At 32.2% G+C, this 23,174-nt stretch carries 14 protein-coding genes and 1 pseudogene; 2 read left to right on the plus strand and 13 right to left on the minus strand.

Annotation, left to right across the window (positions count from 1 at the left end):
• Positions 1-68: 68 nt before the first annotated feature.
• The 6 genes from ffh to NLG42_RS01170 all read right to left on the minus strand — a co-directional run bounded on the left by ffh (position 69) and on the right by NLG42_RS01170 (position 9,757).
• Positions 69-1,433 (minus strand): signal recognition particle protein, encoded by a 1,365-nt coding sequence (ffh, locus tag NLG42_RS01145; protein WP_257682772.1) that lies wholly within the window; start codon positions 1,431-1,433, stop codon positions 69-71.
• Positions 1,434-1,723: 290 nt separating this feature from the next.
• Complete coding sequence (locus tag NLG42_RS01150; protein ID WP_089057951.1) at positions 1,724-3,403, minus strand: MBOAT family O-acyltransferase; 1,680 nt, start codon at positions 3,401-3,403, stop codon at positions 1,724-1,726.
• A gap of 1 nt (position 3,404) precedes the next feature.
• The gene (locus NLG42_RS01155) at positions 3,405-4,736 is read right to left on the minus strand and encodes a GDSL-type esterase/lipase family protein (RefSeq protein WP_257682773.1); all 1,332 of its coding nucleotides are present in this window, start codon (positions 4,734-4,736) and stop codon (positions 3,405-3,407) included.
• An 82-nt stretch (positions 4,737-4,818) separates the two neighbouring features.
• Complete coding sequence (locus NLG42_RS01160) at positions 4,819-6,300, minus strand: SGNH/GDSL hydrolase family protein (RefSeq protein ID WP_257682774.1); 1,482 nt, start codon at positions 6,298-6,300, stop codon at positions 4,819-4,821.
• 233 nt (positions 6,301-6,533) lie between these two features.
• The gene (locus NLG42_RS01165) at positions 6,534-7,625 is read right to left on the minus strand and encodes an HmuY family protein (protein ID WP_257682775.1); all 1,092 of its coding nucleotides are present in this window, start codon (positions 7,623-7,625) and stop codon (positions 6,534-6,536) included.
• A 17-nt stretch (positions 7,626-7,642) separates the two neighbouring features.
• Positions 7,643-9,757 (minus strand): TonB-dependent receptor plug domain-containing protein, encoded by a 2,115-nt coding sequence (locus tag NLG42_RS01170; protein WP_257682776.1) that lies wholly within the window; start codon positions 9,755-9,757, stop codon positions 7,643-7,645.
• Positions 9,758-9,861: 104 nt separating this feature from the next.
• On the opposite strand from NLG42_RS01170, the gene NLG42_RS01175 reads away from it, so the two are divergent.
• The gene (locus tag NLG42_RS01175; protein WP_257682777.1) at positions 9,862-10,767 is read left to right on the plus strand and encodes a DUF6607 family protein; all 906 of its coding nucleotides are present in this window, start codon (positions 9,862-9,864) and stop codon (positions 10,765-10,767) included.
• A gap of 185 nt (positions 10,768-10,952) precedes the next feature.
• Here NLG42_RS01175 and NLG42_RS01180 read toward each other — a convergent pair whose 3' ends face one another.
• From NLG42_RS01180 to argS, 5 genes are all read right to left on the minus strand, one after another.
• A complete protein-coding gene (locus NLG42_RS01180) occupies positions 10,953-12,455 on the minus strand; it encodes a SusD/RagB family nutrient-binding outer membrane lipoprotein (RefSeq protein ID WP_257682778.1) in 1,503 nt (500 codons plus the stop codon).
• Between the two features lie 9 nt (positions 12,456-12,464).
• Positions 12,465-15,668, minus strand: coding sequence for a SusC/RagA family TonB-linked outer membrane protein (locus NLG42_RS01185; RefSeq protein WP_257682779.1), 3,204 nt, complete (start codon positions 15,666-15,668; stop codon positions 12,465-12,467).
• 643 nt (positions 15,669-16,311) lie between these two features.
• Positions 16,312-16,608 (minus strand): hypothetical protein, encoded by a 297-nt coding sequence (locus NLG42_RS01190; RefSeq protein WP_257682780.1) that lies wholly within the window; start codon positions 16,606-16,608, stop codon positions 16,312-16,314.
• A 75-nt stretch (positions 16,609-16,683) separates the two neighbouring features.
• Complete coding sequence (locus NLG42_RS01195; RefSeq protein WP_257682781.1) at positions 16,684-17,022, minus strand: YgdI/YgdR family lipoprotein; 339 nt, start codon at positions 17,020-17,022, stop codon at positions 16,684-16,686.
• Between the two features lie 332 nt (positions 17,023-17,354).
• A complete protein-coding gene (gene argS / locus NLG42_RS01200; RefSeq protein WP_089057942.1) occupies positions 17,355-19,133 on the minus strand; it encodes an arginine--tRNA ligase in 1,779 nt (592 codons plus the stop codon).
• 323 nt (positions 19,134-19,456) lie between these two features.
• Here argS and NLG42_RS01205 point away from each other — a divergent pair, with 323 nt between their 5' ends.
• Positions 19,457-21,874 carry a TonB-dependent receptor gene (locus NLG42_RS01205; RefSeq protein ID WP_089057941.1) on the plus strand — a complete coding sequence of 806 codons (2,418 nt, stop codon included), beginning with the start codon at positions 19,457-19,459 and terminating at the stop codon, positions 21,872-21,874.
• Between the two features lie 93 nt (positions 21,875-21,967).
• Here NLG42_RS01205 and NLG42_RS01210 read toward each other — a convergent pair whose 3' ends face one another.
• Together NLG42_RS01210 and NLG42_RS24470 are read right to left on the minus strand one after the other, a co-directional pair.
• Positions 21,968-22,639, minus strand: coding sequence for a copper homeostasis protein CutC (locus tag NLG42_RS01210; RefSeq protein WP_257682782.1), 672 nt, complete (start codon positions 22,637-22,639; stop codon positions 21,968-21,970).
• A 219-nt stretch (positions 22,640-22,858) separates the two neighbouring features.
• Positions 22,859-23,068: pseudogene (locus NLG42_RS24470) on the minus strand (GIY-YIG nuclease family protein); the annotation flags it as partial.
• Positions 23,069-23,174: the final 106 nt, after the last annotated feature.

Raw genomic sequence — 23,174 nt, forward strand, 5'->3', positions numbered from 1 at the left:
TGTAATTAAAAAAGTTTCAAATTTCAGTTTCATAACTTGAAACCTAAAACTTGAAACTTTTAATTTTATTATCTCGGCATTCCTCCTGGCATTCCTCCTGGCATTCCTTTCATGCCTCCCATCATTTTCATCAGATTTTTTCCGCCTGGGCCCTGCATCATTTTCATCATCTTGCTCATTTGGTCAAACTGCTTCATTAACTGATTTACCTGCTCGACTTTAGTTCCGGAACCTTTTGCAATTCTGGCTTTTCTTTTTACGTCGATTATGGCTGGTTTGCTTCTTTCGATTGGCGTCATCGAGTGAATGATTGCTTCTATATGTTTGAAAGCATCATCTTCGATCTCTACATCTTTCATGGCTTTTGAAGCTCCTGGTATCATTCCAACCAAGTCTTTCATATTACCCATTTTCTTTACTTGCTGAATCTGCGTTAAGAAATCATCAAAACCGAATTCGTTTTTAGCAATTTTCTTTTGAAGTTTTCTTGCTTCTTCTTCGTCAAATTGTTCTTGAGCTCTTTCAACAAGCGACACAACGTCACCCATACCAAGAATACGCTCAGCCATACGATCTGGATAGAAAACATCAATTGCTTCCATCTTCTCGCCTGTACCTACAAATTTGATTGGCTTATTTACAACCGATTTAATCGAGATTGCAGCTCCACCACGAGTATCACCATCTAATTTCGTTAAGATAACTCCATCAAAGTTTAAGATATCGTTAAAGGCTTTTGCTGTATTTACAGCATCTTGTCCTGTCATAGAGTCTACAACGAACAATGTTTCTTGTGGTTGAATTGCTTTGTGAACACGTGCAATTTCATCCATCATTTCCTGATCAACTGCTAAACGTCCAGCTGTATCGACAATAACAACGTTGAAACCGTTTGCTTTTGCATGTTTAATTGCATTTTGAGCAATCTCTACAGGATTTTTGTTTTCTGGTTCTGAGTAAACCTCAACACCTATTTGATCTCCAACAACATGTAACTGATTAATCGCCGCAGGACGGTAGATATCACACGCTACAAGAAGTGGTTTTTTATTTTTCTTTGTTTTTAAGAAGTTGGCTAATTTTCCTGAGAAAGTAGTTTTACCAGAACCTTGAAGTCCAGACATTAAAATAACGCTTGGATTTCCAGAAAGATTAACTCCGGCTACATCACCTCCCATTAATTCTGTCAGCTCATCTTTTACCAGCTTCACCAATAATTGTCCTGGTTGAAGCGTTGTTAAAACGTCCTGACCAATTGCTTTTTCTTTTACTTTTGTTGTAAAATCCTTAGCAATTTTAAAGTTAACATCGGCATCAAGTAAGGCACGACGAACTTCTTTTAAGGTATCGGCAACGTTTACTTCTGTAATTTTACCGTGTCCTTTTAATATATGGAACGCTTTATCTAACTTATCACTTAAATTATCAAACATACTATTTTCTTTATTTGAAGTGCAAAGATAATCTAAATAGCTATTTCAGGCAATTTTTATTTATACGCATTTTTTGCCACAAAGACACATAGGCGCAAAGTTTTTTTGCCACGAATTACACTAATTTCCCTAATTGCAAAAATTATTTTTTCACTCTCGCAGATTGGGCAGATTACTTTTTAGAGTAAACATAAAAATCAGCTATATCTGCTAAATCTGCGAGAAACAAAAAAGGCGCAAAGAATAAAACCTTTGCGCCTTTGTGACTTTGTATCTATGAACCTATTATTTTAAAACTGGAAGTAAATAAATGGCTGTGAACCAGCAACCGCTGTTGCATAAACAATCCAATAAACGAAACCTAGAATTACTGCTTTTAGTAATAATGGTGTTTTGTCAAAAACGAATTTCATTTTATCTGTTATTACTTCTGGCAAGAAATGCCAAACGTACCCAAACAACATTAATAAAAACACATTTTTATAGCCTAAAATTATTGCCTGCCAATGTTCTGGTTCGAAAGTTAGCTGACCAATATTATTAATTACCTGCAAAGCGGTTTCGAAATCTCTTGCACGGAAAAAGATCCAACAGAAAACTACAAAATGAAATGTAATCACGATTGAAAAGAATCTCCATAAAAAATTTGAACCTTCTTTTTTAGATGGAAAAAATTCCATAAAAATCTTATGAACGGCTAATGCTAAACCATGTAATGCTCCCCAAACAATAAATTGTGCTCCTGCTCCATGCCATAATCCTCCTAAAAGCATTGTTGTAAACAAATTCAAATTTGTTACTAAAGTTTGTTGGCGCTTGCTTGAAAGTAAAAAAGACAAGCAAAAAAGTGCAATTGAACCAAATGCAATTATTAACGGAATTACACTAGTATTATAACTTGTTATTCCCCATAACAGCAATCCGAAAAAGAACAAACTCGGAAATAAATATCCTGCAAATGATCCTTCTCTGTTTCCACCGATCGAAATATACAAGAAATCTTTTAACCAGGTTGAAAGCGAAATATGCCATCTTCTCCAGAAATCTGTAATCGATGTTGACTTATATGGTGTTCTAAAGTTGGCTGGTAATTTGAATCCGAGCAATAAAGCGATTCCTATTGCCATATCTGAATATCCAGAGAAATCACAATAAATTTGAATAGCATAACCGTAAGAAGCCATTAAATTTTCGAATGAAGTATAACTCATCGGCGTATCAAAAACACGGTCGACAAAATTTACTGAAATGTAATTTGAAATTACTGTTTTCTTAATTAATCCTCCAATAATCAAAAACAAAGCATTGTTAACGTCTTGCTTTGTCAAGTTTAATTTTTGATAAATCTGAGGAAGGAAATCTTTAGCGCGTACAATTGGCCCAGCAACTAATTGCGGAAAAAAGGAAACGAAAAACAAATATTCGATGTAGTTTTTTGTAGGCTTAATTTCTTCTCGATAAATTTCAATAATATAACTCATCGATTGAAAAGTATAAAACGAAATCCCGACTGGAAGAAATATATCATGGAGCTTAAAATTACCATTGAACATATCATTATAAGTCGCAATCATAAAGTTAGTGTACTTGAAATATCCAAGCAATCCTAAATTTAAAATTACACTAATAACTAGATATAGTTTTTTTCGACTGTCTTTTGTTTCATTATAGATAATTTGGCTCAAACCATAATCTACAACTGAAGAAAGCAGCAACAGTAAAAAGTAAATTCCACTTGACTTATAATAAAAGAAAAGCGAGAAGAGAATAACGTACGTTAATCTTAAATAAAATGTTTTGCGCAAAAAGCCATACACAAAATAAAAAACCAGAAATAATCCTAAGAATAATCCCGTATTAAATAATAGCTTTTCCTCTGGATTATAAATAAACCAGCTTTTTACTTGTTCTATTGTTATTGCACCAAAATGACCTATGAACCAATCATTAATGCTGTCTATTGTTATCAATTTAATTCTTTGATTTAAAATTTTCGTATGCTTTTAAAAATGCCTCTGTAAACAAATTCCCTTGTTTTTCATATCCTTTTTTGGAATAATGAACCCAATCTGGCCCAATTAATCCGGTAGTTTTCAGATTCCGAATTCCTTCCATTCCGCCAAGTTCTCCATATAAATCCCAAACTGCAAAGCCATCTTTTTTTGCAATTTCAAGAATACTTTTTGCATAATCTCTAATATAAACATTTGGTTTTCTCGCTTTGAGTAAAGAAGGCGGCGGTGTTGTTACTATTATAGAAACATTACTGTTGTGTTCTTTTACTTTTTTTATAAAATCGCGTAATTCTTCTATATAAGCAGTACTCTCCATATGATCATAACTTTCATTTGTTCCTAGTGAAAGAACTAACAAGTCTGGATGCAATGATTTTAACTGCTCAAAAAACAAAGGATATTTATTATAATCCGAGAACTTTGCGCCATTCACACCAATTCCGCTATAAATAATTCCTGGAGCATCTTTTTCTAAAACAATTCCATTAAGCTCATATTTATCTGCATTTTTGTTAGGAAGCAAATAAATTTTATCCAGCGGTTTGTCTGAATGATAGGTATGAGAAAAAGAATCTGATTCTAAATCTAAAGTGACAAATTCTGAACTTACAATATTCTTTGGTCTGGTTTCGTTTGTTGAAATTTTTAATGTTCGTCCTGCACGAATATTGTTTGATTTTAAATGATTTTCTCTTTTTATTTCGGCAATTGACACATTGTATTTATCTGCAATTGTTGAAATTGCTTCTCCCTTTTTTATTTTATGTGTTATGACTTTTCGCTCTGTTGTCTGAATCGTTTTTGTTTGGGTTGATGTTGCCAAATTAAACATATCCTCGTTTTGAGGTGTTATTATATAAATGGAATTAAATTTATAGGCTGCATCTTTAATATTCAATTCAACAACAAAACCGTCATTATTCCTCCAAAGTGCAATTCCGCTTAAACCAACAGGACAGTTTTTAAAAGGAAGAATATTGCGATAGCTTTCCCAAGCTCTATTTGAATAAAAACGTTCGTTGTAAGAGCCGTTTGTTTTTGCCAGTTGATAAGGAAAAACTAAACCTCGGCCTGCATTTCCAAATTTTTGCTGGAGATTTTTCCTAATTTCATTGGTCATTAAATCACTCTGAATATGAGAATCTCCAATGTGAGCAATATTAATTTTATGATTATTATTACTTTCATTATCCTTTACTTTCTTAAAAAACGACTCTAATACAACTGCATTATAAATTTGATTACCTGAAATAGGCTCAACTACTGCTGTATCAATCTTATGAATCATGTTTTTTGTTATTGAAAGTGAATCTGTCTTGGGAGTTTTATCGTTTGTTGAGAAAAAGAGACAACAAAAGAAAATAATTAGTCTATTCATTTACGCTGTCTATTTTTACAGATACGGAATCTGTTTTGGGCTTTTTACTTGTTCTAGTTGTAACGCCTGATTCGCGTTTTTCACGTAAAACCTTATATTGCTCGTAACCTTTGTTTAATTGATTGTACAACAAATTACCAATTGCTTTTGCACCTCTTTGATTAAAGTGTGTATAATCTTTATTGGCTTTTGCCGGAGCTTCGTCAACCCATTTTACCATTGAACCATCACCTCCCATTAAGGTATATAAATTGACAAATCCAGATTCTGTTTCCAGTGCATATCTTTTTTGAGCTTTCATTAAAGGAACTACTGCCGAATCTGTTTTCATTTCCAAATCATATTTAGTCGATTTATCTGCGGTTGAAACAATTAAAATAGAAACTCCCGGAAATGATTCTTTTATTTTGTTTACGGTTTTTGTCATTCCTTTTTCGTACCAGAAATAATTTTTGGTTCCGTAATTCAATACGTTGGTTCCGTAATGAAGAATAATCAAATCGTATTTTAAGCTGTTATTAAAAGCCTTCATCACACTGGCATCGAACATCGAAATTGGAAGTCCTGAGTTTCCTCTTTGAGAGAAATTATCAACATGAACACCGCTGCCATTATCAAAATTAAATCCATAAATTGGAATTGAATCGGCATGAATAAAATTTGCTTTAAATCCTTTTATACTTCCCGAAGTCACTTTTAAACTGTTTACTAGATTACTTGGAGCAAGCGTTTTTCGAAGTGTATCTTTTCCGATTATAAAGTTTACATTTCCTTTTTTAGAAGATCTTCCGTAAAATAACGTTGGATTATCTAAGGTTTTTGTATGTTTTGGAAGCCCGGCTTCGTACTGAACCCAAGTTGTATTTGATTTGTCATTTGCAAAAAACACATGTCCGTTTACACCAAAAGGACTTGCTGGTCTTTTTACATTTAAATAGGATTGGGTTTTCCAGTTTTTAGAATAAGTCGATTTTACTGATCCGCGTGAAGCTGCAGATTCTGATGTTATAGGTACAAAACCAACTCCATTTCCGCCAAATCGATCTTGATAATTTGTTCGAACATCTTGCACAATTAAATCTCCGTCTGTCATCGAATCTCCATAATAAGCAATTCGGACTTTACTTTGCGGATTTTGTTCCAGCTGATATAATTTTTCATAAAAAGAAATCAGGTATTGATATCCTTTATAGTTATCAAAAGTTTCTGACGGAAATTCGATTCCTTCAGATGCATCATAAACAATTTTTTCCTGCCCAAGTTTACGTTCGCTTTCCTCAATACTGTCGCTTTTTGAAGACAAAGAATCTTTTGCGACAGACTCTAGAAGCAGACTGTCGATTAGTACATTTTTTGAATCTACTTTACTGTCAGAAAAAATCTTATCTGGCAAGATTTGCTTAAATCCAATGAAAGCTACAAACGCTAATGCTACGATTGCAAAAGACTGAAAGAAATATGATTTTGTATTCACTTACTAATTATAATTTGAAGAATAGAATGACAAGAATTAATTATCAAAATTCCTGTTAATTCTGTTTAAAAAAATTGATGCGCAAAGATAGAATTAAATCATTCATTTTTGGTTCATTTTAACAATAAAGAAAACAAAAAAAAGAGGTTAGAAAAATCTAACCTCTTTATCAAAAAAAAATAAAAAAACAAAGTTAATGATTAACTGAATTTTAGTTTGGTATTATTTAAAAATTACTTTAAGATAGCGTATTCCAAAACAATATTACCTCTTTCTCCCGCATCATTTGTCATTGCAAGGAATTTAACTTTATAATAGTTTCCTGCAGCATCTTTAACTACATAAAAACGATCTGTTCTAATGCTTGGTAATGAACCATTTTGACCTCCGCCATTTCTCCAGTTAGCCCCAATCATTCTTTGATCAGTAACAGAAGGTTTAAAACTATCTTCTACCACTTTTGCTTTTGTAAAATCAGCGTAAGATCCTCCCGCGGAAACTAAAACTTGGTAAACTTGCGTTCCTCCTTTTAAATTTGTAGTAATAAAATCTGAATATCCATAAGTAACTTCACCGCTAGGTCCCATGTTTAAATAATTCGTAAACACAGTGAAGTTTAAGTCCCATTTCGCTTTTGCAGGTTCAACTGAAACCGTATTTCCTGAAGTTAAACTAAAAAATGTGAAATTAAAATCAGCATCTTTAGAAACTGTTTTTTCTGTAAACGTTTTTGAAGCTAAATCAGCATACTGAATTTTATACCCATTACCACTTCTTAAAATTCTAATTTTTTTCCATCCTCTAGGATCTCCGTCAACTACAACACTACCAACATTTGGTTTTGCTGTACCTACTGCATATCCAAGATTTACCAAATACACTTTGTTATCAGCATCTGTAGCCGAAATTTCTGCAATTGCAGTACCGACACCTGCTCCTGCTCCTGTCAAAACCCCAGTAGGATTATCAACATATCCGTTGGAAGCTAGAGTTTCTCCTCCTCCTGCTAAAACTTTTATATCGATTTCTTGTGTTACTGTAATGTCAGATGTTTCTAATTTTTTAACAGCCATTTTAAGTGATCCATTAATGATTACTCTAAAATCTGTACCTGTAGAAAATCCAAAATCCCAAGCTGCTCTATTTATAGACTTAGATTCTGCTGTACTTAAATCAAGATAAACTTGATTTGGCTGATTGCCTCCACCTACTGATTCTTTCAAAGTTTCTCCTACCGTTGGAACTTCAACTGGATTACTATCATCATCACTTGAACATGCAGCCAGCGACAATAGGGCGATTGATAAAAATAAAAGTTTTTTCATTGTATTCTGTATTTATATTAAAGATTAAGGTTATATGCTAATTTTAAAAAATAGGAACGGCCGTATGCAAGCATTACTTCTCCTGGTGAAGCATGCACCGCATTTTGATTTGTTCCAGATTGAATCACATTGGTTACATCTAGAATATTTCTTGCTCCTATAGTGACTTCAAATTGATCTTTAAAGAAGTTTTGTCGAATTGAAGCATCAAGCCAATTGCTTGGGTCAATTGTAGATAAAAGATAAGATGATGACCCTTCTACAAATTGCTGTGTTCTACCGTTATATTTATAATAACCAGAAATTATAGTTTTCCATTTCGGAATTGTATATGAAGCACTTACATTTAGATTGAAGGAATAAAGAAACTTATAGTCTGATGTAAATACTTGATTTTTTATCTCTTGAGAAATTCCAACAATCGCTGCACCAAAATTAAAAGATAGATTGCCTTTTTTAAATTGGTTCATTGTCGAGAAATTCCACATTCTGTATTTACTGATATTAACGTATTCGTATTCTGGATTACCTGTGTCAGGATTGAATCTTACCAAAGCCATATCAATTCTATCATCAACATCTAAATAACTTCCAGCAAACGTGTTTGAAAGTTGAATTCCTGATGAAAAAACAGTTGTTTTTTTAAGACTAGCTTCATAAGACATACTTGTTTCTGGAATAAGATTTTCGTTTCCAGTAAAAAAATGCCCGTCAAAGATTTGTTTTGAATATAACTCTTCGAAAGTCGGCGTTCTAAATGAGCTTCCGTAAGAGCCTCGAAGTTCAATCCCTTTATCAAACAAATATCTCAAACCAAGAGATGAAGCATATTGATTATCAAATTGAGATTGCGCAGAAAATCGTATTCCTGGTCTAATAGAAAATCGCTGCGTTGCCATGATTTCTGAAGAAGCAAAAAAATCATAGTTTTCAAGTGTTTTTCGAACGGGCGACATAATATTATTTGCTTCTTGAACAAGGGAATAACCACGATTATTGACAAACTCATATCCAATTTGCAGATCAACTTTTTTGTCTGAAAAAAAGTTATTCAACGTTCCTGTAGAATAAAGTACTTCCATCGACTGATCTTTGACCGTAACATTATTTGCTTCTGTTTTAGTAGATAAGTAATATCTAAAATCTTCTACATCACGCGCTTGTTTTTGATGAGAAAGAGAAACATTGTAATTCAATTGTGAAAACAGTTTACCTGTCGCATTTAAGTTATGAAAATAACGATTTGTTAAATATCGTTTATCATCAGCATAACGATACGAACCCAAAGTAGAATTGTATCCAGATTGTACTGTACTATTATAATAATCTACATTTTCATCCAAATACTCGAATTTGTAGAAAAATCGAAAATTATCTTTATGGTATGCGATTACTGCCGAACCGTTTAACTGGTCTTTTGGAAGCCATCGATATCCTCTTGTACCATCATTTTCACTATAATCAATTCCATTTTTATCGCTCAAATATCCTTGAAAATCATTTCGATTGGCACCTAATGAAAAATACCAGTTTTTATTAAATGTATGAGATACTTTTAAAGCCTGTACGTGGCGTCCTTCCTTAAAAAGAGAATATTCATCACTAACCGTTTCTTCTTGAACTGATGCTGTAATTCCCCATTTATATTTCGAAGATTTTTTGGTTATAATATTTAAAACACCACTTACAGCATTAGCCCCATAGGTAACTCCCATTGAACCTTCAACAATTTCAATATGATCAACATCATTTAAATTAATTTGCGATAAATCAACATTATTTCCTAAACCTGCCTCATTAACCAATGGAACATTATCTATCAAAATTTTAAAATACTGTGCATCTAATCCAAATAAAGAAACTGTAGATCGACCGCTTGTTCCACTTGGTCTTACTGTAATATTTAAATATTGATTTAAAACATCAGCCAAATTATTTGCTGCTAAATTTTGTATATCCTGATTTGAAATCACACGAACATTAAACACCGATTTCTTAATTGATTGTGGTTCAAACTGCCCGGTAACAACCACTTCAGAAAGTTTTTCTCGTGAAGCAATAGTATCTTTTTGCTGTGCAAAAGAAATTTGACAAAAAGGCAATGCTGCAAAAAGGATAAATTTTAGTTTCATTATTTTTATTCAGTCTTAATAATCGATGCAAATATATAACTATTTTTAATTGTTCTAAATAAAATTTATATATTTGCAAAAATTTAAAAACAAAACAATAAGTTATGATTTCAAAAAGCCTCTACTTTTCAGCCATTATGGCTTTGACATGCAGCCTTGGTTTCAGTCAGGACGCAAAAAAACAGCAAGACATTAAATCGATCAAATCGATGTGCGGTTGTTATGAAGTGAAATTTAATTTTGCAGAAACTTTTCAATATGCTAAAGATTCAGCAACATACAAACCATCACAAACTAAGCATGAATCTGCTTTAGAATGGGTAGAATTGCTAGAAGACACTCCTAACAAAATTGTAATGCAGCACTTATTAATTGTAAGTGATGATATGATTATTAAACACTGGAGACAAGATTGGCTTTACGAAAACACAGACTTATATTCATTTGATAAAGGGAATTCTTGGAAGTATAAAAAATTAGATAAAAAAGCCGTAAAAGGACAGTGGACTCAAAAAGTATATCAAGTAGATGATAGTCCAAGATATGAAGGATCTTCAACTTGGGTACATGTTGACGGAAAAGATTATTGGGCAAACGTTGCTGATGCACCATTACCAAGAAGAGAGCAAACTCACCGTAATGATTACAATGTTTTAAAAAGAAGAAACATTCATGAGATCACTGCAACTGGCTGGAATCATGAGCAAGATAATGACAAATTAATTAGAGATGACAGCGGAAAAGATGTTTTGTTAGCTCAGGAAAAAGGATTTGATGTTTATACAAAAGTACCAGATATTAAATGTATCGCTGGTCAAAAATGGTGGGCTGCAAACAATGCACTTTGGAAAAATGTTCGTGATAAATGGCAAACTTTGTTCGACAGACATCAAGATTTAAACTTAGAAGCTAAAGTTGACAGAAAAGCACTTTACTCACTTTTGTTTGACTTAAAACCAAACGCAACAAAAGCTGAGAGTGATGCAATCATCAACAAGTTCGTAAAATAAAAAATGTTTGTGTTAGTTGTAAAAAAGCCGGTAGTTATAAAAACTATCGGCTTTTTACTTTAAACAAAATATGATTTGAAATTTAATTACAATTGCTAACTCTTAATTTCTTTTTTATCAAAAGCAACCAATCTTAAATAGTTAAAATCAAGTAATACTTATTTACTTTGAAGGATTAAAACTGCTTAATTTTTATCCCAAAATAATTTTGTAGATAATTTATCTCCTCCAATTGCTGCGGCAGCAGCATTATAATTTGTAGCATTTAAAGTTTGTTCTCTAATTGGATAAGCCATTCTTGAAGGAATTTGTCCATCTGAAGCCGCATCAGCATTTGGCGGCGGCGTCAAAGCAGGAAAATTCAATCTTCTTGTAAATGTCCAACCTTCAAAACCTCTGTTATACATGGCATACCATGCCTGCTCTCCTATTTTTTGCTGCCAAGTACCTGCAGCAGTACTATACGCTACGGTCGGCTGAGCTAAATAACTATCAGCAGCATCTGTTGGTATTCCCCAATCTTGCATTGAAGCTTTAATTGCATTATTGTAATGGGACTCAGCACTACCGCTAACCGCAATACCTCTTTCTACCGCTTCTGCTAATAGAAATTCAACTTCTGCATAGTCTAAATAAGTTCCTTTGAAATCAGGTGCTTGGATTAGATCATTTATGTGTGTAAATTTTCCAAAACTATTTTTAACTCCAATGACTCCTCCTTTATAAGGTAACGGATTTCCATTTTCATCTTGTAAATTTTGAGCAAAATAAACTTTTGTTCTAGGATCGTTCTTAGCTACTAATACATCAACAAATGGCTTTGCAGGTACAAAATCATGTCTTCCTCCAAAAACTAAATCTACAAAAAGAGGATTAGTATTAGGTACACTTTTCTCATACGCTATTTTTGCATTATCACCATTAGATGTAAATACATTTTCTGAAGCTGATACAATAGCAGCATCTGCAATAGCATCTTCTAAACCTGAAGCTTTAAGATTTATACCTAATTTTAATTTAATGCTATTTGCAAATTTTATCCAAGAAGTTAAATTATCTCTGTAAATAACATCTGCGCTTCCAAATGCCGCATATCCATTCTCAATGTTTGCAATGTCATTATCAAGACGTACAATCAAATCTTTATAGATATCAACAGCTTTGTCATATTTTGGAAGATAATTCCCTGATCCTTTTAACGCATCTGAGTAAGGGATATCTCCAAAAGTATCCACCAAAATTTGATAAGAGTAAACAGTTAAAATATCAATTAAAGCAAGTTTATTCTTTTTTATTGCTGTCTTAGCCGCAAAATTAGGATCAGAGGCCAAGATAAATTCATTTTCTACTGCCAATTTTGCCATGACTAAATCACTTAGAGACCCATCATTTGTCGTTGTCCCTGAAAAATAAGCATTCCAATGATTCCCTGAGATATTTCTGGTTGTCCATTGATAAACCGATTCATCAATATAAGTAGTCTCAGTCCACTGCTGATTCACTAATCTGAAGATGTTTTTATTTACACTGGTATTTACAACTTGTTCCGCAATACCTTTTTGAGCACTTGTAAAAAGTGAAGCAGCTGGAACTTCAGAAGGATTTTTTTTATCTGTATTTAGATCCGTCAAATCACTGCAAGAACTTGTAAGTGCTAAAACACTTAAAAAATAAATTATTTTTTTCATGATATTGTATTAAAATTTAAATGTTAAGTTAAACCCAATGTCTCTTGTTGTAGGCAATGATCCAACAGAATAACCTCTCGAATTATTCCCAGAAGACAATCCACTTTCAGGATCTGCATAAGGCAGATTTTTGCTTATAATCCATAAATTGGATCCTAACAAACTAAAAGTAGCGGAGTTAACAAATGTTCCTTGGAACATACTCTTAGGGAAATTGTATGAAATAGAGACTTCTCTCAATTTTACATATGAAGCATCGTAAACAAATGCTTTAGCCGGTTCTGCTAAATAACCATAGTTATTAGAATAAACTCCAGGATTTTGTGACATTACTGTATTTGGAGTTCCATCAGGAGCAACTCCAGCATTTAAAATACCTGTTTCACGAATAGTACCCACGGCAGTTTCTTTATATAAACCGGTAGCTAGTCCGTAGTACATATCTAGAGAAAAAATATCGCCTCCTTTTTGAGTATCTATTAAGAAGCCTAAAGAAACATTCTTATACGTAAATTTGTTTCGAATACCGCCTATCCAATCAGGTGTAATATTTCCTATTGTATTATCAGATGTATTTGTGACCATATACTTACCAGTCTTTTGATCTATTGTAGGCTGGCCATTTGTATAAACATAATCAGTACCCTTTATACTTCCATAAGCCTCATTAAGAGTTGCATTAGTCGTAACTCCTCCCTGAAAAGCAGCTAGTTGTAAGTTTTCTATACCGCCTGGTAAGGAAACAACTTTACTTCTATTATTAGACCAATTCACAATAATGTCCCAACTAAAATCCTTTGTTTTTATGGGAGTTCCTATGATTTGAATCTCCAAACCTTTATTCTCTATATTACCACCATTTACCCAAGCATTAGTAAATCCTGATCCAGAAGATACTGCTGCAGATACAATTTGATCTACAGAATTTGTTTTATAATAAGTAACATCTAATCCTAAACGTCTATTAAACATGCTCGTTTCTAAACCAACTTCGAAAGATTTTGTCCTTTCAGGTTTTAGATTAGGATTTCTATTAAGATTAGGTAAAGTATACATTGGTTCATTATTAAAATTAGAACTTCTTGTATAAGTATTTGTTAGTTGCAATGCATCTGCATCATTACCAACTTCTGCATAATTCATTCTAAACTTCCCTAAATTCATCCATTCTGCTTTCATTAAATTGGAGAATAAAACAGATCCTGAAACTGCTGGATATATATAAGAATTATTTCCTTTTGGAAGTGTTGAAGACTCATCACGTCTAACAGAGGCATCTATAAAATAAGTGTCTTTAAAGCCCAAAGATGCTTGTGCATAAATGCCGTTTACCTGTTTTGTATATTTTGCTTCGGTAGGAAAGGGCAATGCATACCTTGAATTTGATAATGCATATATCCCAGGTGTTACTAAACCCCCAATTGTAGATGAAAGAACACTCTCTTTATCGTCTCTTCTTACATTCGCCCCTAATATTCCGGTCAAGCTAAAATTCTCTGCAAATTTCTTATTGAAGTTTAACATAAAATCATAATTGATTTCCTGAAAATTATTGTCATATCTTTTGTAACCTGAAGTTTCATTGACAGGAGATAAACCAAAACCTGAAGCAATAGAACCAACAGCTCTTCTTTCTTCTTGAAGTTCTTTATAAGTATCTAGAGATACACGACCTAAAGCACTTAACCAATCAGTAATTTTATAATCTAGAGAAGCATAACTAAACAAACGTGTTCTGTTATCTGAAGAATAATTTTGATAACGAGTAAAATAAGGATTATCCCAATAAGCAGGTACTAAACCTTCTGCCGAAGTGGGATCAGACCAATTCCAAGTAACATTTTGTCCTCCAGAAGCTTTATAAACATTTTCTAACTCTTTTAGGTCAGTATTGGTTTGCCACCATTGTCTAAAATTTCCTAAAATATTATCATTGTAACCTGTAGAGTTTCTACCAACAGTACTTTGCAGCGTCACAGCAGCATATGCATTTGCAGTTAATTTGTCGGTAATTTTTTGACTAAATCTAGCGCTTAACTGATTCTTTTTTAATTCACTATTTGGTAAAATCCCTGATTGAAGTGTATTTACATAAGACAATGAAAGACTTGATCTTTCAGTCGCTTTTTCAAGAGATAAACTATTTACATTTGTTTGAGCCGTTTTAAAAAAAGTAATCGGTCCATTTTTAGCAGCACTCCAAGGAGTCGCTTGTCCATAATTTTTTGAATATGGAGTAAAGGCGTCCCATTGATAAACAGGTTGTCCAGTAAAAGCATCTCCGTAAGAGGCATCGTTAGAAGTATCTACAGTAGGAATTGAACTTTCTGGATCAAGAAATGAACTTCCAATTCCATATCCTGCTCCATATTTAGTTTGGTATTTAGGAAACGTCGATTTATCAACTGTCCCTACTGTAAAGCTGCTTGAAAAAGTAAATCCAACTTTTTGGTCTGCTATCTTTCCTTTTTTTGTTGTTACCATAACAACTCCATTAGCTGCCCTAGATCCATATAAAGCAGTAGCAGCAGCTCCTTTAAGAATATTAATACTTTCGATATCTTCCTGATTAATATCAGAAACGCTATTTCCATAATCATATCCCCCACGTCCCGTTATCTGAGTTGTCGAATTAGAGTTTGAATTATCTACAGGTACACCATCAATAACCCAAAGTGCCTGATTATTTCCTGTTAGAGATTTGTTACCACGAATCACCACGTTTGTTGATCCTCCAAAATTTGTATTTCTTGAAACTTCAACACCAGCCGCTTTTCCTGCTAAAAGATTAGCCACATTTGCATTGCCTGCTCCACCATCTAAATCTTTCCCTGAAATTTGCTGTGTTGCATATCCTAAAGATTTTTTTTCTCTTTTAACTCCCATTGCAGTGGTTACCACTACACCTTCAAGTTCTGTAGCATTGTCGACTAATTTTATATTAATCAAAGAGGAATTCACAACTACTTCTTGTGTTTTCATTCCGACATAACTAAAGATTAAAACCTGATTTGTGTTGGCTTTAATTGCATACTTTCCATCAAAATCTGTTTGAGTTCCTGACTTGGTTCCTTTCACTAATACACTAACTCCCGGCAAAGGTACTCCTGCATTATCAGAAACTGTTCCTGTGATTTTTTTCTCTTGTGCAAAGATTAATTGCATACTAAGAACAAAAATGAAGACCATTAATCCTTTTAATTTTTGTTTCATTGTTTTTTTGTTTAGAATTATTTGGCCGAACTTATTAAATTAAAATAATTTTAACAAGTTTTTTACATCATTTAACATTATTAAAAATAATAATTTTACTACAATAAAAATTATTTAAATCAAAAACACCAGTAATAACCTACAATAATTACAAAACAGCTAGGAAAAAGGAAGAAATGTAGTCAACTAAGGAAATAACATATTTTTTAAAAGTGTACTCGACAAAATAGAAACCAATACGTCGAATAAAAAAAACCGTCTAAAAAATTAGACGGCCTTAACTCCTTACCATTTTATGCTAAAAGGATTACTAATTCAATATAGACTAAAATGAATATAAGGAAGATATTTTCATCTTACATTTGACAACAAAAAGGTGGATTTTTTATAGAAATGGCTGTTTTGCTTCGAGCACAAAACATTATAATTTGTAAGAAAGGGGATCTTACACTGCCAAACAAGATTTGTTTTTTTAATTCTGAAGCAAATATAATAAAATAAAAGTCATTTCCTACAAAATAATACTACAAAACAAAACATATCTTACTTTAGTATTTTATTTTCTCTTTTCAGTAATAACAAAAAAAGCCAATAGTTGAAAACTATTGGCTTTATATAATTTAAAGAATGCTGTTGTTAAATACTAACTTGGATCAACACACTCAGAATAAGTAACGATATGTTTAGTTAAATCTGTCCATTTTGGCTCAGGATTTTCAGAAATTACTTTTTCACAACTTCCCCATAATGGTTGAAATTCTTTTTTGTAATCTTTTTTCTTTAATAAAAATGCTGGAGAATCTTTTTTAGCAACATAATATGATTTTGCATCTCCACCAACGAATTTAACTCCGCCTACTCCTAAAGATGTAGTTTCTTTAGCATAAGGATCACAATATACTTTAACATCTTTACTAAATCCAGGATTTAAAAGTTGCATTAATAATTTTGAATTTTTCTTTTTAACTTTTACATCAGCAGTTTCAAAATAAGCATATCCTTGGTTTAAGAAATCTTAATTTAATTTCTCATCATTCCACTTTTTGAAATCTTCAAGAAAATTTAATTTTTTTCCTAAATTATCAAGTCCACTTGGCGGCAAATACATAAACTTAATATCTTCTGGTTTTAGTTTGTGTTTTTTTCCAGCTCCATCTTGCAATTTGATGAACTCAATTAATCCTTTATCTCTGTCAATATCTCTAATAGTTCCATTAATTTCAGTTCCGTCAGCTAAAGTTATGTACGCTGTTTTACTGTGTGAAAATCCATAAGATGGGGAAATTAAATTTTGTGCTTTCACTGCAGTAAATGCAACGAAAAGCATCATAAAAAGTAAAGATTTTTTAATCATTATTTTGGTTTTAGAATTGTGCCTACTCTTACGATTTTCGGCTTCCTCGCTTTATTTTCAGAACACAAAGGAAACATTAGCTCCCTAAAAAATATTCGTGTTTTTAACTACTATTGACAATCATTTTCTTACTGTAAACATAATTATAAAAACGAAATATACAAGGCATAATTCTTTTTTTTTACACGAAAATTCACTCATACAATCCGTAACATTTCACTAACACTAACTTTAAATTTTCTACACTTTTCAAAAAAAAAGCAGTCAAACTAATTCAAAAAAAAAGCTGATAATTGTTTCCAATTATCAGCTTTTCTGTGGGTTTTCTTCAATTACATTCTTTCAGGAACTTCAATACCTAATAATGTAAATGCAGATTTTATAACTTCGGCAACTTTTTGTGAAAGCTGTACTCTGAATATTTTTTTTATTAAATCTACTTCGCCTAATATATGAACTGATTGATAAAACGAATTGTATTCTTTTACTAAATCATAGGTATAATTAGCAATTAATGCTGGGCTGTGATTTTGTGCAGCATTTTGAATTATCTCAGGAAAAAGCTCAATTTGTTTTACGAGTTCTTTTTCTTTTTCGTGTAACTCTTGAATCTCTGATTTAGCCGAAAAATCAAAATCGGCTTTACGAATAATTGATTGGATTCTTGCATAAGTATATTGAATAAACGGACCTGTATTTCCTGCAAAATCAACAGATTCTTCTGGATTAAACAAAATACGTTTCTTCGGATCTACTTTTAAAATATAATATTTTAATGCCCCAAGACCAATCGTTTTATACAATTTAGCTTTCTCTTCGGCAGAATAACTTTCTAACTTTCCTAAATCTTCAGAGATTTGTTTTGCGGTATCAGCCATATCCTGCATCAAATCATCTGCATCAACAACAGTTCCTTCACGGCTTTTCATTTTTCCAGAAGGCAAATCAACCATTCCGTATGATAAATGATATAAGCTTGAAGCCCAATCAAATCCTAATTTTTTAAGGATTAAAAACAAAACTTTAAAATGATAATCTTGCTCATTTCCAACGGTATAAACCATTCCGCCAACATCTGGCATATCTTTAACACGCTGAATTGCCGTTCCAATATCTTGTGTCATATAAACAGCTGTTCCATCAGAACGTAATACAATTTTACGATCTAAACCTTCATCTGTCAAATCAATCCAAACAGAACCGTCAGGATCTTTTTCAAAAACACCTTTATCAAGACCAACTTGAACAACATCTTTCCCTAATAAATAAGTATTGCTTTCGTAATAGTATTTATCAAAATTAACTCCAAGATTAGAATACGTTACAGCAAAACCGTCATAAACCCATTGGTTCATTTTTTTCCAAAGTGCAATAACTTTCTCGTCTCCAGCTTCCCATTTTTTAAGCATTTCTTGCGCTTCAATAATAATTGGCGCTTGTTTTTTTGCTTCTTCTTCGGTTTTACCAGTCTCTATTAATTGATTTATTTCTGCTTTATAAGCTTTATCAAATTCAACGTAATATTTACCAACTAATTTATCTCCTTTTAAATTTGAACTTTCAGGAGTTTCTCCGTTTCCAAATTTCTCCCAAGCCAGCATCGATTTACAGATATGAATTCCACGATCATTAATGATCTGTGTTTTGTAAACTTTTTTACCTGATGCTTTGATAATTTCAGCAACTGAATATCCTAACAAATTGTTACGTACGTGACCTAAGTGTAAAGGCTTATTTGTATTTGGCGAAGAATATTCGACCATAATTGCTTTATCTTCAGAATTTGGAGTTACATATCCAAATTTAGAATTGTCTTTTATTTCATTAAAGAAATTCAAATAATAACTGTCTGATATTACAATATTCAAGAAACCGGAAACTACATTGAAACGAGCAACTTCTGAAACATTTTCAACGAGATAATTTCCAATTTTATTACCTAATTCCGCAGGATTGCTTTTAATAACTTTTACCAAAGGAAAAATCACCATTGTAATATCGCCTTCAAACTCTTTTCTAGTAGTTTGAAATTCGATTTTATCAACTGTAACGTCAAATAATGCTTGTATTGCTTTTTGTATAGAAGGTGTAAGAATTTGTGATAATGACATGTAAACTTATTTTTAAAGTGAGCAAAGATACTGCTTATTCATCAATAACAGAAAATGAATAACATATAAAATACTATATAACTATTAGAATTTCTTAAAACCATCTTGCTTTCAAGTGTTAAAATTATCAAAAAACAAAAACCTTAATCCCTTACAAAACAGAAGCATTCGTGAAATTACATTTTTTTTTAACTTTTTATGTGTAACATATCGCTGACTAAAGAGTCTTAATAGGGACTCTAATTTTATTATGAAGAACAAAAAAAACAAAAAAACGAAAAACAACCGCATCATCAATCAATCAAAATAATCATTATCGCATTATGAAACTAAAATTCTTTCTGTTGGTATTACTAGGTGTAATCTCGACAGTACAAGCTCAAAACTCAGGAACGGTCTCTGGAAAAATTACTGAAAAATCTAATAGTGCGCCTATTTCTTATGCTACCGTATCTATTAAAGATAACGGAAAAGTTGTTTCGGGCGTAAACACAGATGATAACGGAGATTTTACCTTTAAAAACTTAGCTTTAAAAAGTTATACAATTGAAATTCAATATATCGGTTTTAGAAAATATATTGGTTCAATCATTTTAAGTGAAAACAAGAAATCTGCAACTGTAAATGTTTCTCTTGAAGAAGAAGCAACGCAATTAAAAGGTGTAAACATAGTTGCTGAGCGCTCTACAATCGAACAAAAAATTGACAGAAAAGTAGTTAATGTTGGTAAAGATTTAACCACTGCCGGCGCTTCTGCTTCAGATATTATGAACAATATTCCTTCTGTAAATGTAGATCAAGATGGAAAACTTTCGCTTCGCGGAAATGATAATGTTCGTGTATTAATTGACGGAAGACCTTCGAATATTGATCCAGCACAATTGTTAAAACAAATTCCATCGACTTCAATCAAAAAAATTGAGTTAATTACGAACCCAAGTGCAAAATACAATCCGGAAGGAATGTCTGGAATCATCAATATAATTTTGCACAAAAATGCAAATGTTGGTTTTAATGGAAGCTACAGTGGAGGTATTACTTTTGGAGAAACGGCTAAATACAACCAATCTCTAGATTTAAATTATAAAACTGGAAAAGTAAATTTCTTTGGAAATGTAGGACAGAATTTCGGTACATATCATAACAAAGGATTTATTAATAGATTTGACGAAGATATCAGCCAAAAAATTAACGTTTTAAACGACAACGATTCTTATTTGTACAAGATTGGAATGGATTATTTAATTGATGATCATAATACGCTGTCTATCTATACTAATCAGAATAAATCGGACGGAAAAGGTTTTGTAGATACTGACATTGATTATAATAATGTAACTGGTTCTGATATCTCAAATATTTTTCAGAAATCAAGATACTGGGGACCAGATCAAGTTGGAACTTATAACTTAGCTTATAAACACATCTTTAAAAAAGAAGGCCATACTTTAGATTTTGAAGCAAATTACAGTGATAATAAAAAAACACAAAACGCTTCTTTTGATACTAAAACAACAAAAATTGACAATACTAGTGCTGATTTACTGTACAATGATTTCTTAAAAGGGACACGAAAATTAAGTACTGTAAACATAGATTATGTGAACCCGTTAAACGAGAAAACTACTCTTGAAGCTGGTGCAGAAGCGAGAATTACAAAAACTGGAAACGATTATATCACAGGAAATCCTTTGATGCCAATTGCTGATCGTGTTTCAAATTACACTTACGATACTGATATATACTCAGCGTATGTAACGTTTGGGCAAAAATTCAAAAAATTCAGTTATCAATTAGGTGCACGTTTTGAGAGTTATAAAGTAGCTGCTAATTTAAATCACGGTAAAGATAAATTTGATGATGACTATATTACATTATATCCATCTGCTTATTTAACTTATAATTTGAATGAGAAAAATACTTTGCAATTTAGTTACAGCCGTCGTGTTGACCGTCCAAGTTTAGAGCAGACAAAACCTATTCGTGAGTTTGCAACTCCTTTAGTAACTTCTTTAGGAAATCCTGAATTAAGACCTCAATTTACTAATTCTGTGGAAGTAAATTATACTAAAACACTTGAAAAAGGAAGTTTTACTGCTGGTGTTTTCGTAAGAAGTATTAATGATCAAATCAGCAGAGTTTTATATCCAGATCTAGCAGATCCAAGCAATGAAAAGCAAATTATGTCTTATACAAACTTTGATCACAACACTTCATATGGATTTGAGGTATCTCTTAACTATAAAATCACAAAATGGTGGGACATTCAACCATCTATTGATTTTTCAAGCATTAATCAGGAAGGAATTGTGTACAAATATGTTGCAGGCGACAAAAGTATTCCAGAGCAAAAAACAGTTACCGTTGCAGCATTCAATGGTCGTATGAATTCAAACTTTAAAGTAAACAAACGTTTAAGCTTCTTATTATTTGGATTCTATAGAGGTGCGGTTGATGGTCTTCAAAATAACAGCCATGAAATGTACAAAATGGACATTGGTTCACGTTATACTTTATTGAACAACAAAATGAATATCAGTGTACGTTTTAATGACGTTTTCAATACCATGAAATATGCTTTTGACACTATGTCTCCTTATCCTCAAGCAGGACAGTTTACTTGGGAAAGTCAAACGGTTTATTTAGGTTTAACATACAACTTTGGAGGTGCAAAAATCAAAAACTTACAACGTAAACAAAGAGAAGATAACACTAATAAAGGCGGCGGCGGAATGTTCTAATCTCGCTTTTATTAGATCTATTTTAATATTTTTTAAATAATTTCTTGTAGAAAAAAAGCCTGAAGTTTGCCAACTTCAGGCTTTTTTATTTATTTACAAAAAATTTTTCAGTTCTTTTACTTCTTCAGGATTTGCTGTTTCTGTATTATCAGTAATTGCGGATGAATGGTAGAAAGTCGGCTCTAGTTTATCTTGGAGCAGTTTTATATTTGAAGATCTCAATCCGCCGCCTGGCATAATTTCAATTCGATCTTTTGCCAGCTTTTGTATCAGTACCAAGTCAAAAATACCTTCTTCAACATTTTTTCCTCGTCCAGAAGTTAGAATTGTATTGAAACCACACTCAATAACATCTTCTAGTGATTGCTCAAAATCATTAACCACATCAAACGCACGGTGAAAAGTACAAGAAAGTGAACCTGCTAAATTAACCAGCTCTTGATTTTGTTTTTTATTTACGTTGCCGTCAGTATTCAAAATTCCAAAAACAAAACCATCAACTCCTAGTTTTTTAAACTGTTTGATATCTTGTTTCATTTCAACAAACTCCTCATCAGTATAAACAAAATCTCCTCCGCGTGGTCGTATAATTACATGCATTTTTATAGTCAGTTTTTCACGAACTCTTACTGTCGATATTGTATTTGGAGTAGTTCCGCCAAGCTGCATATTATCGCATAATTCGATTCGGTCAGCACCATTTTCTTGCGCAATTATTGCCGATTCATAGTTGAAACAGGCTATTTCTAGTTGATTTTTTTTCATTTTAAATATCTAAAAAGGCTTCGGCTATAATCAGCCAAATAAATCATTATTAAGTGAATTTTAACTCAGTTGTCATCCTGAGCGAAGTCGAAGGCTAAATTACAATTAAAGTTCTTTTTTATTAAAATTTTTATGAGTGGATTCGTTTAAACATTCTGATAATTTTTTCAAATCTTCTCATTTGTCATTTATTATCGCCTCTTTCTTTTTTCTACTCTAACCTTTAACTTGCTTCTCAAATGCAATAGCCTGATTTACATCATTAAATTCAGTATAAAAAACTAATTGTAAAGGTCTTTTATTAAAAGTGTAACATTCCTTATTTAAACCCCAATTATGTTCATTTAATCTTCTTTCGATATTATTTGTAAATCCTGTATAGTAGCTATTATCCGAACATTTTAATATATAAACATAATATAGTTTCATAATACTTAAATTTTCAATAGTACAAATTCAAAACAAAAGTAAGAAAATACCTTTGTAAAAACACGCCTAATTTTAAAAATTCTGAGCGGAATTAGAATCGCACTAT

The sequence above is a fragment of the Flavobacterium plurextorum genome, from assembly GCF_024638035.1.
GTDB lineage: Bacteria > Bacteroidota > Bacteroidia > Flavobacteriales > Flavobacteriaceae > Flavobacterium > Flavobacterium plurextorum.

Excerpts from the sequence above, each read along its gene's own strand:
- ffh (WP_257682772.1), bottom strand. The coding sequence starts at position 1,433 with ATGTTTGATAATTTAAGTGATAAGTTAGATAAAGCGTTCCATATATTA.
- NLG42_RS01155 (WP_257682773.1), bottom strand. The coding sequence starts at position 4,736 with ATGATTCATAAGATTGATACAGCAGTAGTTGAGCCTATTTCAGGTAAT.
- NLG42_RS01165 (WP_257682775.1), bottom strand. The coding sequence starts at position 7,625 with ATGAAAAAACTTTTATTTTTATCAATCGCCCTATTGTCGCTGGCTGCA.
- NLG42_RS01170 (WP_257682776.1), bottom strand. The coding sequence starts at position 9,757 with ATGAAACTAAAATTTATCCTTTTTGCAGCATTGCCTTTTTGTCAAATT.
- NLG42_RS01175 (WP_257682777.1), top strand. The coding sequence starts at position 9,862 with ATGATTTCAAAAAGCCTCTACTTTTCAGCCATTATGGCTTTGACATGC.
- NLG42_RS01180 (WP_257682778.1), bottom strand. The coding sequence starts at position 12,455 with ATGAAAAAAATAATTTATTTTTTAAGTGTTTTAGCACTTACAAGTTCT.
- NLG42_RS01185 (WP_257682779.1), bottom strand. The coding sequence starts at position 15,668 with ATGAAACAAAAATTAAAAGGATTAATGGTCTTCATTTTTGTTCTTAGT.
- NLG42_RS01190 (WP_257682780.1), bottom strand. The coding sequence starts at position 16,608 with ATGCAACTTTTAAATCCTGGATTTAGTAAAGATGTTAAAGTATATTGT.
- NLG42_RS01195 (WP_257682781.1), bottom strand. The coding sequence starts at position 17,022 with ATGATTAAAAAATCTTTACTTTTTATGATGCTTTTCGTTGCATTTACT.
- argS (WP_089057942.1), bottom strand. The coding sequence starts at position 19,133 with ATGTCATTATCACAAATTCTTACACCTTCTATACAAAAAGCAATACAA.
- NLG42_RS01205 (WP_089057941.1), top strand. The coding sequence starts at position 19,457 with ATGAAACTAAAATTCTTTCTGTTGGTATTACTAGGTGTAATCTCGACA.
- NLG42_RS01210 (WP_257682782.1), bottom strand. The coding sequence starts at position 22,639 with ATGAAAAAAAATCAACTAGAAATAGCCTGTTTCAACTATGAATCGGCA.